17 protein-coding genes and 1 pseudogene are annotated in these 15,701 nt (G+C 74.4%); 7 read left to right on the top strand and 11 right to left on the bottom strand.

Translation table 11 applies throughout. The features are described from left to right. Positions 1-98: 98 nt before the first annotated feature. Both ACWEO5_RS09020 and ACWEO5_RS09025 read left to right on the top strand, forming a co-directional pair. Positions 99-524, top strand: a complete 426-nt coding sequence (locus tag ACWEO5_RS09020) for a sec-independent translocase (protein ID WP_452161539.1) — start codon at positions 99-101, stop codon at positions 522-524. A 221-nt stretch (positions 525-745) separates the two neighbouring features. Then, the gene (locus ACWEO5_RS09025; protein WP_452161541.1) at positions 746-1,396 is read left to right on the top strand and encodes a hypothetical protein; all 651 of its coding nucleotides are present in this window, start codon (positions 746-748) and stop codon (positions 1,394-1,396) included. 9 nt (positions 1,397-1,405) lie between these two features. On the opposite strand, the gene ACWEO5_RS09030 is transcribed toward ACWEO5_RS09025, so the two are convergent. Continuing rightward, on the bottom strand, positions 1,406-1,765 hold the full coding sequence (locus ACWEO5_RS09030; protein WP_452161543.1) for a hypothetical protein: 360 nt from the start codon (positions 1,763-1,765) through the stop codon (positions 1,406-1,408). An 89-nt stretch (positions 1,766-1,854) separates the two neighbouring features. Between ACWEO5_RS09030 and ACWEO5_RS09035 the strand changes: the two genes are divergently transcribed. Next, positions 1,855-2,088: a hypothetical protein gene (locus ACWEO5_RS09035; protein ID WP_452161545.1), complete on the top strand. Its 234-nt coding sequence runs from the start codon at positions 1,855-1,857 to the stop codon at positions 2,086-2,088. Positions 2,089-2,169: 81 nt separating this feature from the next. After that, positions 2,170-2,388, top strand: a complete 219-nt coding sequence (locus tag ACWEO5_RS09040; protein ID WP_452161547.1) for a GntR family transcriptional regulator — start codon at positions 2,170-2,172, stop codon at positions 2,386-2,388. A 62-nt stretch (positions 2,389-2,450) separates the two neighbouring features. Here the strand turns inward: ACWEO5_RS09040 and ACWEO5_RS09045 are convergent, their stop codons facing one another. From ACWEO5_RS09045 to ACWEO5_RS09060, 4 genes are all read right to left on the bottom strand, one after another. After that, positions 2,451-3,611 carry an Mrp/NBP35 family ATP-binding protein gene (locus ACWEO5_RS09045; RefSeq protein ID WP_344552509.1) on the bottom strand — a complete coding sequence of 387 codons (1,161 nt, stop codon included), beginning with the start codon at positions 3,609-3,611 and terminating at the stop codon, positions 2,451-2,453. Positions 3,612-3,667: 56 nt separating this feature from the next. Continuing rightward, positions 3,668-4,300, bottom strand: a complete 633-nt coding sequence (locus tag ACWEO5_RS09050; protein ID WP_452161549.1) for a DUF1003 domain-containing protein — start codon at positions 4,298-4,300, stop codon at positions 3,668-3,670. Next, positions 4,290-5,624 carry a magnesium transporter MgtE N-terminal domain-containing protein gene (locus ACWEO5_RS09055; protein ID WP_452161551.1) on the bottom strand — a complete coding sequence of 445 codons (1,335 nt, stop codon included), beginning with the start codon at positions 5,622-5,624 and terminating at the stop codon, positions 4,290-4,292. Before ACWEO5_RS09055 ends, ACWEO5_RS09050 begins: the two co-directional genes overlap by 11 nt. A gap of 600 nt (positions 5,625-6,224) precedes the next feature. Next, positions 6,225-6,758, bottom strand: a complete 534-nt coding sequence (locus ACWEO5_RS09060) for a hypothetical protein (RefSeq protein WP_452161553.1) — start codon at positions 6,756-6,758, stop codon at positions 6,225-6,227. Positions 6,759-6,904: 146 nt separating this feature from the next. Here ACWEO5_RS09060 and ACWEO5_RS09065 point away from each other — a divergent pair, with 146 nt between their 5' ends. After that, the gene (locus tag ACWEO5_RS09065) at positions 6,905-7,825 is read left to right on the top strand and encodes a DMT family transporter (protein ID WP_452161555.1); all 921 of its coding nucleotides are present in this window, start codon (positions 6,905-6,907) and stop codon (positions 7,823-7,825) included. A gap of 37 nt (positions 7,826-7,862) precedes the next feature. On the opposite strand, the gene ACWEO5_RS09070 is transcribed toward ACWEO5_RS09065, so the two are convergent. Further along, positions 7,863-8,978: a magnesium and cobalt transport protein CorA gene (locus ACWEO5_RS09070; RefSeq protein WP_452161557.1), complete on the bottom strand. Its 1,116-nt coding sequence runs from the start codon at positions 8,976-8,978 to the stop codon at positions 7,863-7,865. A 496-nt stretch (positions 8,979-9,474) separates the two neighbouring features. Between ACWEO5_RS09070 and ACWEO5_RS09075 the strand changes: the two genes are divergently transcribed. After that, the gene (locus ACWEO5_RS09075) at positions 9,475-10,119 is read left to right on the top strand and encodes a suppressor of fused domain protein (protein ID WP_452161559.1); all 645 of its coding nucleotides are present in this window, start codon (positions 9,475-9,477) and stop codon (positions 10,117-10,119) included. Between the two features lie 91 nt (positions 10,120-10,210). Here the strand turns inward: ACWEO5_RS09075 and ACWEO5_RS09080 are convergent, their stop codons facing one another. Beyond that, entirely contained in the window at positions 10,211-11,059 is an 849-nt protein-coding gene (locus ACWEO5_RS09080; RefSeq protein ID WP_452161561.1) for a PHP domain-containing protein, read from the bottom strand. Positions 11,060-11,136: 77 nt separating this feature from the next. On the opposite strand from ACWEO5_RS09080, the gene ACWEO5_RS09085 reads away from it, so the two are divergent. Then, entirely contained in the window at positions 11,137-12,222 is a 1,086-nt protein-coding gene (locus ACWEO5_RS09085) for a HEAT repeat domain-containing protein (RefSeq protein ID WP_452161563.1), read from the top strand. 19 nt (positions 12,223-12,241) lie between these two features. On the opposite strand, the gene ACWEO5_RS09090 is transcribed toward ACWEO5_RS09085, so the two are convergent. From ACWEO5_RS09090 to ACWEO5_RS09105, 4 genes and pseudogenes are all read right to left on the bottom strand, one after another. Beyond that, positions 12,242-12,880 carry a DUF6758 family protein gene (locus ACWEO5_RS09090; RefSeq protein WP_033211956.1) on the bottom strand — a complete coding sequence of 213 codons (639 nt, stop codon included), beginning with the start codon at positions 12,878-12,880 and terminating at the stop codon, positions 12,242-12,244. A gap of 248 nt (positions 12,881-13,128) precedes the next feature. Beyond that, positions 13,129-13,272: a hypothetical protein gene (locus ACWEO5_RS09095; protein ID WP_162869915.1), complete on the bottom strand. Its 144-nt coding sequence runs from the start codon at positions 13,270-13,272 to the stop codon at positions 13,129-13,131. A 475-nt stretch (positions 13,273-13,747) separates the two neighbouring features. Continuing rightward, positions 13,748-14,590 (bottom strand): alpha/beta fold hydrolase, encoded by an 843-nt coding sequence (locus ACWEO5_RS09100; protein WP_452161566.1) that lies wholly within the window; start codon positions 14,588-14,590, stop codon positions 13,748-13,750. 172 nt (positions 14,591-14,762) lie between these two features. Next, a pseudogene (locus ACWEO5_RS09105) lies at positions 14,763-15,701 on the bottom strand (DEAD/DEAH box helicase); the annotation flags it as partial.

A 15,701-nucleotide genomic window follows, 5' to 3' on the forward strand; every position in this document is an offset into this window, starting at 1 on the left:
GGGTGGTCTTTACCACGGTTTCATCCTCCGGGGGCCGGGGGAACGGCCGCCCGCGTTTACCCTTGTGATTCAGCGTTGTCGGGTGCTGGGGAGTTCAGGTGTTCGGAGACATAGGCGGACTGGAGGTCGTGACGATCATCGTCATGGCTATCGTGATCTTCGGCCCGGACAAGCTCCCCAAGCTGATCCAGGACACGATGGGCTTCATTCGCAAGATCCGCTCCTTCGCGGACAACGCGAAGGAGGACATCCGCAGCGAACTCGGGCCGGAGTTCCAGAACTTCGACTTCGAGGACCTCAACCCGAAGACCTTCGTCCGCAAGCAGCTGATCGGCGACGGCAACGACCCGCTCGGGCTCAAGGACCTCAAGGACAGCGTCGACATCAAGTCCGCGCTGAACGGCGACTCCGGCGGCGCCACCCGGACGCCCACCGCCTCGGTGGACTTCGCCAAGGCCACCGCCGACCCCGGCCCGGCCCTGAGCGTCGGCGAACGCCCCCCGTTCGACCCCGACGCCACCTGAGCCGACCCGCGCCCCCTCACGACGCCCCGACGACGCCCCGTCCTGCTCCGGCAAGGCGGGGCATCGCCGTCCGCGCCGCTATCGTGTGCACTGCCCCTCCGGACGGCGGACCCTGTGGGCTCCGTCACGACCGGCCGCGTCCGGCCCGGTTTTCCCGGACGCGGGGGCCCGGGTGCGCGACCATGGAGCGCCCGGGGAGCACAGCAGAGGAGAGGCCCGCAGTGGACGTCACGCACCGTACGGCAGGCGCCCCCGCCGCCCGCCGCGCCGCCGACCCGCTGGCCGGGTACCACGCCGCCGACTTCCCCTGGTACGGCCTCGACGAGGGCTGGACCGGGCGCCGCTGGCTCGGCCAGGTCGGCACCGGCCAGCGGGCCGCCGCCGACACCGGCGCCCCCGACTACGGCACCCTCGGCCACGGCGACGAACCCGCCCGCGGCCCCGAAGCCCGCGACACCCGCCGCTTCGCCGTGGTCGTCACCGTCGCCCGCCGCGACGTCCGCCGCAGCGCCGACAACACCGGCACCCTGGAGGCCACCTCCGCCTCCTCCGCCGCCTGGCTGGCCGGCTCCGGCCTGCTCGCCGCGACCTGGCCCGGCAACCTCGACCGCGCCCTGCGGCAGAACTGGCTCGACCAGCAGTCCGCCCTCGCCTGGGACCTCGCCGACGACCTGGAGGGCCCCGCCTGGTCCTCGCTCACCCTCCCCGTCAACGGCCTCCCGCAGCCCTTCCGCTACCGCGAGTCCGAACACGGCTGGGTGCTGGCCGGCGAGGCCCCCGGCGTCCTGATCGGCGCCTACGGCCGCTCCGTCTCCGCGTACGGCGTCGGCTTCACCGCCGTCACCGACCTGGCGGCGTACGACGGGCGGTAGCGCCGCACCTCACCCGTAGCACTCGTACGAGCCGTCGTCCTGCCGGGCGATCAGGCCGCCGCTGCAGTCAAGCATCGGGGCCAGCACCGTCGCCCGCCAGGCCCCGAAGAGCAGCAGCGGGACCGCCACGGCCAGCACCGCGATCCGGCTCCCGCGGCCGCGGCCGAGCAGGCCGACCACGGCCCCGGCCACCACCAGCAGCAGGCCCAGGGCCAGCACCGCCGCCGCGATCCCGGAGGTGTTGTCGCGCAGGCCCACGAACAGCGGGTCCTCCAGTTCCATGGTGAAGCCCGTGCTGAGCAGCGCCAGCAGCGCCCCCGGCACCAGCAGCACCGCCGCCAGGCACCCCGTGTTCCGTCGTCTGTCCACACCCTGTGGACACCCCGCCCACCCTCCCGGTTCCGCAGCTCCGGCGCCCGCTACGGTGAGCCCTACACGACCCGAGGGGGGACGGCACGATGGACAACTACGACATCCACGTCAGCGCGGCCAGGCAACTGCTGACCGACTGCCACCGCCGCTACAACGGCAGGTTCAGCGCCCAAGAGGCAGCTGCCGTCGCCCAGGTCGAAGCCCTGCTCGCGATCGCCGCCGCGATCCGCTCCCACCCGCACTGCCCCACCACCCAGCACGCCGCCGCCCAGGCCGCGGCCGTCACCGCCTCGACGCCCCCGGCCCACCGCCCGGAGTGACCCCCGAGGTTCGTCCAGCCGTCGGGACAAGCCTTCGTCCCGGAGGCCCTCTGGCTACGAAGGCCGACCGCCCTACGGCAGGTGGCAAGCAGCCCCGGCGCAGCCATCCGAGCGAGGAGGCCCGCGCCGGGGGAGAAGCTGCCGTCGCACAAGGAGCTGACGGAGCTGTTCGGCTTCGCCCGCGCGACGGTTCAGCACGCTCTGCGAGACCTCGGAGCCGAACGCTCGGTGGTCTCCCGCAAGGGAAGCGGCGTGTTCGTCCGGGTCCAGCCGACATCGACCGGTGATGACAACTGGTGACAGCAAAAGGGCTGGTCAGCGGGTTGGGAGAGTATCCCGCCGCTGACCAGCCCGTTGCTTGATCAGAACTTGTTCTTCGGGGTCAGCCCCAGCGAGAGGCCCGAGAGGCCGCGCTGGCGGCCGGAGAGCTTGCCGGCGATGGTGCGCAGGGCGGCGCCGGCCGGGGAGTCGGGGTTGGAGAGGACGACCGGGCGGCCGTCGTCGCCGCCCTCGCGGAGGCGGACGTCGATCGGGATGGAGCCGAGGACGGGGACGGTGGCGCCGACGGTGCGGGTGAGGGCGTCGGCGACGGTCTGGCCGCCGCCGGTGCCGAAGACGTCGATCATCTCGTCGCAGTGCGGGCAGGGCATGCCCGACATGTTCTCGATCACGCCGACGATCTTCTGGTGGGTCTGCAGGGCGATCGTGCCGGCCCGCTCGGCGACCTCGGCGGCGGCCATCTGCGGGGTGGTGACGATCAGGATCTCGGCGTTCGGGACGAGCTGCGCGACCGAGATGGCGATGTCGCCGGTGCCGGGCGGCAGGTCGAGCAGGAGGACGTCGAGGTCGCCCCAGTAGACGTCGGCGAGGAACTGCTGGAGGGCGCGGTGCAGCATCGGGCCGCGCCACACGACCGGGGCGTTGCCCGGGGTGAACATGCCGATCGAGATGACCTTCACGCCGTTCGCCGACGGCGGCATGATCATGTCCTGGACCTGGGTGGGCCGGCCCTCGACGCCCAGCATCCGGGGCACGCTGTGACCGTAGATGTCGGCGTCCACCACGGCGACCTTCAGGCCGTCCGCGGCCAGTGCCGCCGCCAGGTTGACCGTCACCGAGGACTTGCCGACGCCGCCCTTGCCGGAGGCCACCGCGTACACCCGGGTCAGGGTGCCGGGCTTGGCGAACGGGATCTCCCGCTCCGGGGCGCCGCCGCGCAGCAGCTGCGAGAGCTCGCGGCGCTGCTCCTCGCTCATCACGTCGAGCTCGACGGAGACGGAGGAGACCCCCGGCACCGCGGACACCGCGTCGGTGACCCGCTGGGTGATCGTCTCGCGCATCGGGCAGCCGGAGACGGTGAGGTAGACCGCGACCTTCACCGCGCCGCCGTCGCCGATCTCGACGGACTTCACCATGCCGATCTCGGTGATCGGGCGGTTGATCTCCGGGTCGTGGACGCTCGCCAGGGCTTCCCGGACGGACTGCTCCGTCACCCCGGTCGCCACCTCTGTCTCGTTGGCCATGTGTTGATGGTACGGCGCCGGGCCCCACCCCCGACTCGCCGGTAGCGTGCCGCGGGTCACAACGTGTCGGCGGACTCCCGCCGGTCGTCCAGTTCCTTGAGCAGCGACTGCAGTTCGGAGCGGACGAAGTCGCGGGTAGCGACCTCGCCGAGGCCCTGGCGGAGCGCCGCGACCTCCCGGGTCAGGTACTCGGTGTCGGCGATGTTGCGGTCGCTGCGGGCCCGGTCCTGCTCCATGTTGACCCGGTCCCGGTCGTCCTGTCGGTTCTGCGCGAGCAGGATCAGCGGGGCCGCGTACGAGGCCTGCAGGGAGAGCACCAGGGTGAGGAAGATGAAGGGGTAGCTGTCGAAGTGCACCGCCTCCGGCAGCAGGGTGTTCCAGAGCACCCAGACGACGATCACCACCGTCATCCAGACGATGAACCGCCCGGTGCCCAGGAAGCGCGCGATCCGCTCGGAGAGCTTGCCGAACGCCTCCGGGTCCCAGGCCGGCAGCCGGATCAGCCCCGGCCGGCCGGTGCGCGGCTGGTCCAACCGGGAGCGGGAGCCGGAGGAGGCGGACGGGCGCTCCTCGCGGCGGCCGCGCTGCTCCCGGGCGCGCAGTTCGCGCAGCTGCCGCAGTTCGCGCAGCTCGCCCTGGATCCGCTGGCCCGGGCCGCCGTCGCCCTGGCGCTTGCGATCAGCGTCCATCGTGCACCTCGCCCGTCCCGGGGTCCGCGCCGGAGCCCGTCCCGGCGTCCGTCCCGGGGTCCGCTCCCGTGTCGATGCCGTGCGCGGCGCCCTCGCGCCAGTCGTCCGGCAGCAGGTGGTCCAGCACGTCGTCGACGGTGACGGTGCCCAGCAGGTGGTCGTCCTCGTCGACCACCGGCGCCGCCACCAGGTTGTAGGTGGCCAGGTAGGAGGTGATCAGCGGCAGCGGGGTGTTCGGCGGCAGCGGGTCGAGGTCGTCGTCGACCAGCGAGCCGACCAGGGTGTACGGGGGTTCGCGCAGCAGGCGCTGGAAGTGCACGGTGCCCAGGTACGTCCCGGTCGGGGTCTCGTTCGGCGGGCGGCACACGTACACCTGGGCGGCCAGCGCCGGCTTGGTGTCGGAGACCCGGACCCGGGCGAGGGCCTCGGCGACCGAGGCGTCCGGTTCGAGCACGATGGGCTCGGTGGTCATCAGGCCGCCCGCGGTGTCCTCCTCGTAGGAGAGCAGGCGGCGCATCTCCTCGGCCTCGGCGGGTTCCATCAGCCGCAGCAGGCGCTCGGCGTCCGCCTCCGGGAGCTCGGAGAGCAGGTCGGCGGCGTCGTCCGGGTCCATGGTCTCCAGGATGTCGGCGGCGCGTTCCTCCTTGAGCTTGCCGATGATCTCCACCTGGTCGTCCTCGGGCAGCTCCTCCAGGACGTCGGCCAGCCGGTCGTCGTCGAGCGCGGCGGCGACCTCGGCCCGGCGCTTCGACGACAGGTGGTGCATGACGTTGGCCAGGTCGGCGGGCCGCAACTGCTCGAAGGTGGCCAGCAGGTTGGCCGCGCCCTGGCCCTCCTCGGTCAGCGAGAAGCCGGTCACCGCCGACCAGTCCAGCAGCAGCTGCTCGCCCTTCGCCTTGCGCAGCCGGCTCGGCCGGCCGACCTGCACGAAGACCCGGTCGATCTCCCACTCGCGCAGCCGGGTCTGCACCATCGCCACGTCCAGGACGGTCACCTCGTCGGCGGTCTTGGTCCGGGTCACCGTGCGGTCCAGCAGCTCGGCCAGCACCAGCGTCTCGGACGGGCGCTGCTCGAAGCGGCGCATGTTCAGCAGCCCGGTGGAGAGCACCTGCCCGGACTCCAGGCTGGTCACCCGGGTCATCGGCAGGAAGATCCGCCGCCGCCCGATCACCTCCACCACCAGCCCCAGCACCCGCGGCGGCCGCCCGCCCAGCCGCAGCGAGACCACCACGTCCCGGACCCGGCCGACCTGGTCGCCGTTCGGGTCGAACACCGGGACGCCGGAGAGGTGGGAGATGAAGACCCGGCTGCCTGGCCCCGCCATACGCGACTCCCTCCGGCGGAAACGGACACAACCCCCCAAATCTAGCGGCGGAGGGGGGAAGGAGACGCGTCGGCGCGGGCGAGAGGGTGCTATTCGGGGAGCGCGGGGAACCGCTGCGCGAGCGGGGCGGGCACCATTCGGAGAGGGAACCGCTGCGGCGAGTGGGACGGTGCATTCGGGAGCGCGGGGAACCGCTGCGCGGGCGGGACGGACGCCGTTCAGGGAGAGGGAACCGCTGCGGCGAGTGGGACGGTGCATTCGGGAGCGCGGGAAACTGCTGCGCGGGCGGGACGGGCGCCGTTCGGGGACGGGAATCGCTGCGGCGAGCGGGATGGTGCATTCAGGGGCGCGGGGAACTGCGCGCGGCGGGAGGTGAACGTCAGCGAGGTCGCGAGGTGGGCGGCGAGTTGCCGTTTCCTCGCGATCTCGCGGTGGGTGCCTGGTTGCTCGCGCAGTTCCCCGCGCCCCTGGCTTCGCCGGGTCTGCCCGCCGCCCCTGGCTTCGCGGGGTCTGCCCGCCGTCCCTGGCTTCGCGGGGTCTGCCTGCCGTCCCTGGCTTCGCCGGTCCGGTGCGGTGGTTTCCTGCGCCCCTGGCTTCGTGTCAGCGCTTGCGCTTCTTGAAGAGGATCTTGGGCAGCCCCGCCGGGATCGGTTCGCGGGTGGTGGCCGGAGTGGGCAGCGGCGCGGCGGCGAGAGTGTCGTCGGGGAGCGGGGCGAGGGGGGCGTCGTCGGGGGTGAGGCGCAGGACGTGGCACTCGCGGGCCCAGCGCTCGCCGATGGTGTCGGTGTCGGGGGCGTTCAGGCGCTTGCCCTTGAGCTCCTCGACGGCGCCGTCCCAGGCGGGGGTGCCGGGTTCGAGGCGGGTGACGGCGGTGGTGAGGGCGACCAGGCGGCCCCACTTGTCCTTGCTGCGCAGGGTCACCGCGGCGGAGCCGCTCGCGGCGAGGCCGTGCAGCGGCTGCTCGGAGCCGTCGCCGACCACGACGATCGCGCCGTCGTGCCAGGCGTGCCAGAGCGGGCGGGCGGTCGGCTGCCCGGCGGGCTGGACCCAGAGCAGACCGGACTTCTTGGCGGCTTCCTCCACCAGGGCCCGGTCGAGGAGGTCGGTCGGGCTCGGGGTCGTCGTGCGCTCCATGCCGCACAGCGTACGGCCTGGGGTGTCCACGGCCGGTCCCATCCCCCGGACGACAGTGCCGTAACGCCGGAACAGCCCTTACCGTATATGCCGTCCACAGTCCCGCAGCCCCGCCCACCGCGCGAAGCACTGCCCGAAGGAGCGCCGTGACCGCCGTCAGCACCACCGCCCCCGCCGCACCACCGGCGCCCGGGGAAGGACGGCAACTGCCGCGCACCGACCTGATGCTGCTGGCGGTGTCGGTCGCGGGCATCTCGCTGTCCGCGCCGCTGATCAGCGCGACGGCCGCGCCCGCGCTGGCGATCGCGTTCTGGCGCAACGGCATGTCGGTGGCGGTGCTCGGCCCGTACGCGCTGTGGCGGCACCGGGCCGAGCTGCGCGGCATCCCGCGGCGGGCGCTGGCGCTGGCGGCGGCGGCGGGCCTGCTGCTGGCGCTGCACTTCGCGCTGTGGATGCCGAGCCTGCGGATGACCTCGGTGGCGTCGGCGACGGCGCTGGTGACCACCACCCCGCTGTGGACGATCCTGCTGATGCGGCTGTTCGGGGTGCGGGCCCCGCGGCTGGTGTGGCTCGGCACGGGGGTGGCGTTCGCGGGCGTGCTGGTGCTGACCGGCGTCGACCTGTCGGTCTCCGCCCGCGCGCTGCTGGGCGACGGCCTGGCGCTGGCGGCGGGCGCCGCCGCGGCCGGGTACATGCTGCTGGGCGCGGAGGTGCGGCGCACCGTGTCGACCACCGCGTACACCCTGGTCTGCTACACGACCTGCGCGGTCGCGCTGCTGGCGGTCTGCCTGCTGACCGGCGTCCGGCTGGGCGGCTGGTCGGCCGGGGCGTGGTGGCAGATCTTCCTGCTGATGGTGTCGGCGCAGCTGCTCGGCCACTCGCTGAGCAACCGGGTGGTGCGCACCCTGGGCCCGTCGATCACCTCGACGGCGATCCTGCTGGAGACCCCGGGCGCGGCGCTGATCGCCGCGGTGTGGCTGGGCCAGTGGCCGCCGGCGGCCGCCTACCCGGCGGTGGGGCTGATCCTGCTGGGCCTGGTGCTGGTGGCCCGGGCGGAGCGCCGCTGACGCCCCGCCCGGCGGTACCCCGCCCGGTGGCCGGTCGTCAGAGCCAGCCGTTGCGGCGGAAGCCCCGGTACATGCCGACGCAGATCACCACGATCGCGCCGAGCACCGTCGGGTAGCCGTACGTCGACTTCAGCTCCGGCATGTGCTCGAAGTTCATCCCGTACACGCCGGTGATCATGGTGGGGACGGCGAAGATCGCGGCCCAGGCGGTGATCTTGCGCATGTCCTCGTTCTGGGCGACCGAGACCTGCGCCAGGTTGGCCTGCAGCAGCGAGTTCAGCAGCTCGTCGAAGCCGTGCACCTGCTCGCTGACCCGGGCCAGGTGGTCGGCGACGTCCCGGAAGTACTTCTGCATGTCGAGGTCGACCAGCCGCGCGGTGGGCTCGGCCAGCTGCAGCATCGGCCGCAGCAGCGGGGTGACCGCCCGCTTGAACTCCAGCACCTCGCGCTTGAGCTGGTACACCCGGCCGACGTCGGTGCCGCGGCCGCCCTTGTTGGCGAACACGTCGTACTCGATCTCGTCCACGTCGTTCTGCAGGCGGTCGGCGACCAGCAGGTAGTTGTCCACCACGTGGTCGGCGATGGCGTGCAGCACCGCGGCCGGACCCTTGGCGAGCAGGCCGGTGCCCTCGGCGTCGGCCTCCAGCCGGTGGCGCAGCTCGCGCAGCGAGGAGTGCGCGCCGTGCCGGACGGTGATCACGAAGTCCGGGCCGGCGAAGACCATCAGCTCGCCGGTCTCGACCACCTCGCTGGTCGGGGTGAGCTGCTCGTGCTCGACGTACCGGACGGTCTTGAACACCGCGAACAGCATGCCGTCGTACCGCTCGACCTTGGGCCGCTGGTGCGCGTGCACCGCGTCCTCCACGGCCAGCGGGTGCAGGCCGAAGCGCTGGGCGATGCCCTCGAACTCGGCCTCGGTCGGCTCGTGCAGCCCGATCCAGCTGAACGAACCCGGCCCCAGCTGGTGCGCCGCCTTCACCTGGCGGGCGGCCTCGCGCGGGCTGCACGTCTCGGCGGCCCGCTTGCCCTGCTGGTAGACGGCGCAGTCCACCACCGCGGACGGGGTGTCGCCGGGCAGCGGCTCGAACGAGTCGCTGACCCGGCGGCGGGCTGGACGGACGACGGCGGCGCGCAGGTTGTGCATCATCGACATGGCGCGGGCTCCCTAGGGCCGGACCGGCGCGCCCCGGGACGTGCCGGGGGAGCGCGACGGCGGAAAACACCGGTGGACACGCCGGGCTGAGGAAGTGTCAGAAAGCCGTTCGCTGGGCGGGTTTCGTCGGATCAGACCCGGGGAAGGTGCTCTCTCGGCCGCGCGCGACGCTGCGGGGTGACCCTGGTCAGCCGCGGGGGCGGCGGGCAGGGGTGGGCCGGAGAGAGCTGCCGGTACTGCATGGTCGACTGCTGTCCATCGTGACCACCTCCTCCACGCCGGGGCCCGCGCGGGGGCCGTCGCGGCCCTGGTTCGCGTTCACAAGGCCGACCGCTCACATTAACAGCTCTTCCCTGTGCCGCGCCCGGCATTCGCCGTCCGCCGGGTAAAGCTCGCGCCAAGGATCGACGCGGCGCGCCCGCGCCGGGACCGCCCGGGCGACAGTCACCGGCACGCGGCGCCGCCCTCCGCCCGCCGGGCGGTCTAAGGTCGCGGCATGGCGCACGACTTCCCTCACTTCGGCGACTTCCCGCACCCGGGCGGCGACGCCGGCCCGACCCGGCAGACCGTCCTCACCCTGGTCGAGGCCCGGCTGGCCGGCACCTTCGGCGAACCCACCGGCCGGGCCGCGGTCACCTTCGTCGGCGCGGACCGGATCGAGGTGCTGCGGTTCGGCCCCGACGCCGACGGCCTGGTCCGGTACGCGACGCTCGGCATGGCCGCCGCCCCGATGGCCGACCCGACCTCCCCGGTCGCCGACCCGGTGCGCGGCCCGCGCGCCGAACTGGTGCTGACCGTGCGCGGCGGCCGCGACGAGGCGCACCGGGCGCTCGCCGTGTTCGCCGCCAGCCCGCAGGTCGAGGGCCTGGTGGTGGCCCCCGGCGGCTCGCTCGACCTGGGCTCCCCGCTGTGGACCGGCGCCCCGTTCACCTCGGTGCTGGCCGCCGAGCCCGGCGGCCTGGTCGAGGACCTCGAACTGCCCGAACCGGCCGACCCGGTGCGCTTCCTGCCGCTGCTGCCGATGACCCCCAACGAAGCCGCCTTCAAGCGCGTCCAGGGCGCCGAGGCGCTCCAGGAGCGCTGGCTGAAGCACGGCACCGACCTGCGCGACCCCGGCCGCCGCGGCGTCCCGCTGGACTGACCGGAGCGGACCGCCGACCGGGCGGGCAGTGGACGAACGGGCGACGGGCGACGGGCGGACGGGCCGACGGGGGCCGAGCGGGTGGGCGGGGTCAGCCGGTGATCGGCTCGGCCCCCTTCGCCTGCGCCAGCAGCTCCTCGTACGCGGCCGGGTCGGTGGTGTGCTCGCCCAGCGGGACGGTCTTGCGGCTGCCGTGGTAGTCGCTGGAGCCGGTGGTGAACAGCCCCAGCTCGGCCGCCAGGCCGCGCAGCCGGGCCCGGGTCTCCTCGTCGTGGTCGGTGTGGTCGACCTCCAGCCCGCCCAGCCCGGCCGCCGCCAGCTCGGCGATCACCGCGTCCGACACCGTCCGCCCGCGCTTCACCGCCCCCGGGTGCGCGAACACCGGCACTCCGCCCGCCGCCCGCACCAGCCGGACCGCCGCCACCGGGTCGGTCTCGTGCTTGCGGACGTCCGCCCGCCCGCCGTTGGCCAGCCACTCGGGCGTGAACGCGTCCGAGACGCTCGCCACCACGCCCGCCTCCACCAGCGCCGAGGCGATGTGCGGACGCCCCACCGAACCGTCGCCCGCGATCCGCTGCACCTGCTCCCAGCTGATCGGCGCCCCCAGCTCCCGGCAGCGCTCCACGATCGCCCGCCCGCGCCGGAACCGGTCGGTGCGCACCAGCTCCCGCTCGGCCGCGAAGGCCGGCTCCGCCGGGTCGAACAGGTACGCCAGCAGGTGCATGCTGATGCCGCCCACCTGGCAGGACAGCTCCGCGCCCGGCACCAGCACCAACCCCGTCCCGGCCACCGCGGCCGCCGCCTCCGCGTGCCCGGCCACCGTGTCGTGGTCGGTCAGCGCCACCACGTCCAACCCGGCCGCGACCGCGTTGGCGACCAGTTCGGCCGGGGAGTCGGTGCCGTCGGAGGCGTTGCTGTGGGCGTGCAGATCGATGCGCATGCCGCCCAGGATAGGGAAGCCCGCCCGGCCGCCGGGGCAGCGGACGGGCCGTCAGACCGCCCCCCTAGGCTGTTCGCATGGAGACAGTGAGCGGGCCGGAAGCGGCCCTGCGGGCCGCCCTGGCGGCCGACCCCGAGGCGCGGACGCACGAACTCAACCGGCTGCTCGGGAAGTTCGGCCCCGAGCACCTCGACGCGCTGACCGGCCTGCTCGGCCACCCGAACGAAGAGGCGCGCTCCGCCGCACTGCACACCCTGCAGGGGTTCGGCCCCGCCGCGCTGCCCGCGCTCCGCCCCGTCCTGGCGCTCCTCGGCGACGAGCGGCACGGCTACCAGGTCACCAGGGCGGTGGAGCGGATCGGCCCCGCCGCCGTCCCCGAACTGCTGGCCGTCCGCGCCGAGGGCCCCGCCCCGCTGCGCCGCCACGCCCTGCGCGCCCTCGCCCTGCTCGGCGCCGCCGAGCAGCTCACCGCGCGCGACCGGGCCGCGCTCCGGCGGCTGGTGGACGTCAAGCTGCTGGACGAGGAACTCCCGGGCGAGGGGTGGGAGTACTGCTGGCTGGCGGTGCCCGGGGACGAGTACCGGGCCGCCTTCGAGGTGCTCGGCCTGCACGACGCCGTCCCCGCCACCCTGGCGATGGGCCGGTCCAACCCGGTGTCCGACGAGGTCCGGCTGGTCGACGACGACGGCACGGAGCGGACCGTGCGCCGGGTCTTCGTCACGCCCGAACTGGCGGGCTGGCGGCTGTTCTTCGGCAACCACCTGATGCTGACCTGCTTCGACGACGACCTGGTGGCGCGGGTCGCCGAAGCCTGCGGCCGGGCGCACTTCCACTGCCGGGACGACTACGAGGACTCCCACCACTGGGTGATCGCCGAACGCGGCCGGGGCGTCGTCCGCTCCTACGCCGCCGAGGGCGACCCGCAGTGGACCGGGGACCCGCTGCCCTGGGAGCGGCCGCAGACCGAGGACCCGTACTGGGACCCGGACGACGAGGAGACGCCCGGCGCCTCGATGGAGACCGACTCGGCGGAGGCGGCCGCCCGGAGCAGCATCGACCCGGACCGGACCGGCGCGGACACCCCGCGCAGCGGCCACGGCTGGCTGCTGGTGACCGAACCCGGCTTCGGGCACGGCCGCTTCCGCAACGCGCTGGAGATCTGAACCGGCGGGGCGCCGGGCCTCAGCCCAGCAGCCGGGGCGAGAGCGCCCCGCAGGGCAGCAGGCCGAGCTCGGCCCCCGCGTCCCGCAGGTCGGTCAGCACCAGCTCGTCGTGCATCAGCAGCGCCGACTGCTCGGGCCAGGCGATCGCCCACAGCCACAGGCCGCGCGCCTCGCCGACGTACACCGCCCGGTCGTCCGGTGCGCCCGGCACGTGGAACATCGGGGTCGGCCGGCCCGCCGCCATCAGCTTGGCGTCGGCCGGCTTGTACAGCGCCACCGAATCGCCCGGGTCCGGCCCGTCCAGCCCCGCGTAGCGGGCGCCCAGGCCGATGCCCAGCTCCTCGGCCACCAGCACCAGCTCGCCGAACCCGCCCAGCGGGGCCGGGCCGGAGCAGGCGACGGCGGTGGCCCGGGCGCCGGACAGGTCGTCACCCGCGTGCGCGATCCCGGTGAACAGCCAGCCGACCGGCAGCGGCCAGGGCAGCCAGACCGGCACCTGGGAGCGGTTCACCGCCACGTTCAGGGCCTCGATGCTGGGCGGCAGCACCGGCTGCATCGGGTGCACGGCGCCGTGCAGATCGCACTGCCAGGTGTCGGAGAAGAGGCCGGGGGCGCGGACCCGACCGGCGCACCTCGGGCAGCTTGGCTCGCCCCTCATAACCGACAACGGTCCTCCCTCCGGACAGCTGCGTCAAGGACGATCACCCGTAAGGAGTGCGTCACGAGGCGCCCCGGCGACGGCCCGGGTCCGGCAGAGGTGATGTCCCGGCCGGGGCCCCGCCAAACCCCCGCAGGTGGCAGCCCCCGAACACACTGACGCCCCGTCGTCCCAGGGGTCTCCTGCGGTGACGGGGCGTCAGCCGGGTATCGGAACGTCGGAGGACTCGGAGGTCCGTCCGCGTCCGCTCACACGGCCTTGCACGGCCGGATGTACAGGCGCTCGCCGGTCTGTGCGGCGGCCTTCAGGTACTCGGAGACGGTTTCCGCGTCGGCGATCAGCCGATCGGTCTCCGTTCCCGCGTGATCCAGACGGAGGATCTCGAAACGCATGGGCCTCTCCCTTCCCGTCCTCGGGGTCCGAGGCGGACTCGACCGACGGTCGGCCATCAGACGGTGGCTCGTCGGCGTTGGCTGGGTCGGACGTCCGGCAGGTGCAGTCACCCGTCGCTCCCCCCACTCTCAGGCAGGACTCGTTCAGCGGCACTTTCCCTTGCGGCACCGGAGGAGGGCTGTAGTGCCCCGGATCCAGGGTGCCGCGACGCTGCTTCCCGGCGGTTGCCCGCCGGTAAATCCGTGGTTTCGGCGGCCGGAGGAGGGTGCGGCCGTCGGAGGGTGTTGATCCCGGACGAAATCAAATATTACCCGAGCTAACGATTCTTGTCGCGTGAAAACCGCAGCCGACTTCTGAACGACGGTCAGGAGGCCCGCCCGTGGACCGGATCCGCCCGGAAAGTCCCGCCGGGCGCGCAGGGCGTGCGGGCCGCTCGGGCGGGCCCGGCGTGCGGGCCGGGCGTGGGGCGGGCCGTCAGGCGGACCAGAACGCCGCCAGCGACTCCGCCGTCGCGGCCGGCTGCTCCGCGTTGGGGGAGTGCCCCGCGCCGGACACCACCAGCCGCTGCGCGCCCAGCCGCTCGGCCATCGAGGACTGCTCCTCGACCGGCCACGCGTAGTCCCGGTCCCCGGACAGCACCAGCTTCCGCAGGCCCACCGCCGCCAGCTCGTCCACCCGGTCCGGGGCCGAGACCAGGTGCGCCGCCATCGCCCGCAGCGCCACCGGGTGGTTCGCCACCCAACGGCGGTGCAGGAAGTCCGCGACCTCCGGGTCCAGCGGCGGCACCCGCTCGCCCTCCAACTGCTGCATCACCTGCCAGATCGACTCCAGGTCCATCGAGTCCAGCGCCTCCAGCAGCATCCCCGTCCGCGCCGCCTCCGCCGGAGCGATCGCCCCCGCCCCGGTCGACATCAGCGTCAACGAGGCCCACGGCAGGTCCTCCGGCGCCGCGAGGACCGCCTCGCGCACCACCTGCCCCCCGAACGAGTGCCCCAGCAGGTGCACCGGCCCGTCGACCCCCAGCCCCGCCGTCACCGCCCGCACGTCCGCCCCCAGCGCCGCCACCGCGTACGCGGCCGGGTCGTCCGGCCCCCCGGACTCGTACTGGCCCCGCTGGTCCACCGCGACCGTCCGGAAACCCGCCGCCGCGAGCGGCTCCAGCAAGGCGATGAAGTCCTCCTTGCTCCCCGAGAACCCCGGCACCAGCACCGCCGTCCCCCGCACCGCCCCCACCGGCTCGCCCCACAGCGCGGCCAGCCCCGCCACCCGCACCGCCCGCGCGCACGACGGCAACTTCAAGAACGGCGGCGTACTCATTCCCTGCGGCCCTCATCTCCGGTCACCCGACGTCTCGGGGGCCACCCTACGGCGGTCAGCGCCCCCACCGGGGGAGGGAACGCGGCGCGGACGGGGCGGGGCTTTCGAAGGTGGGAACGCCGCAGGGGAGGGGCGACGTGGTGTCGGCCCTCCCCTGCGGGGGTGGTGCTGGTTACTGCTCGACGGCCTTGCGGGTCCGGCGCGGGGCCGGGATCTCCTCGGCGGTGGTGGCCACGGCCTTCTTGGCGGCCCGCTTGCGCGGGGCCGGGGCGGCGGCCTCCTCGGCGGGAGCCTCGGCCACGGCGGCGGCGGCCTTCTTGGTGGCCCGCTTGCGCGGCGCCGGGGCGGCCGCGGTCTCCTCGGCCGGAGCCTCGGTGGCCACGGCCTTCTTGGTGGCCCGCTTGCGCGGGGCCGGGGCGGCCGCGGTCTCCTCGGCCGGAACCTCGGCGGCGGCGGCCTTCTTGGTGGCGCGCTTGCGCGGCGCCGGGGCCTCCACCGCCGGGGTCTCGACCACGGGGGTTTCGGCCACGGCGGCGGCCGCCTTCTTGGTGGCCCGCTTGCGCGGGGCCGGAGCGGCGGCCTCCTCGACGGGGGTCTCGGCCACGGCGGCGGCGGCCTTCTTGGTGGCCCGCTTGCGCGGCGCCGGGGCCTCCACAGCCGGGGTTTCGACCACGGGGGTCTCGGCCACGGCGGCGACCGCCTTCTTGGTGGCCCGCTTGCGCGGCGCCGGAGCCTCCACCGCAGGGGTCTCGACCGCAGGAGTCTCGACCACGGCGGCCGGGGCCTCCGCGACGACGGCGGCCTTCTTGGCGGTCCGCTTGCGCGGGGCCGGGGCGGCCACGGTCTCCTCGACCGGGGACACCAGGGAGGTGACCGGCTTGCGGATGGCCCGCTGCTGCGGCTTCCGGGAGCGGATCACGGGCTCGGCGGCGACCGGCTCCGCGGCGGCGACCGGCTCCGCCACCGGGGCGGGGGCGGCCTCGACGGCCGTCTCCACGGCCGGGGCGGCGGCCTGGCGGGTGCGCTTGCGCGGGGCGCGGGTGGCGGGGGCCTCGGTGACCGGGGCCTCCACGACGGGCGCGGGCGCGGCGGCGGCCGGGGCCGCCTCGAC

Source organism: Kitasatospora sp. NPDC004272 (assembly GCF_053603035.1).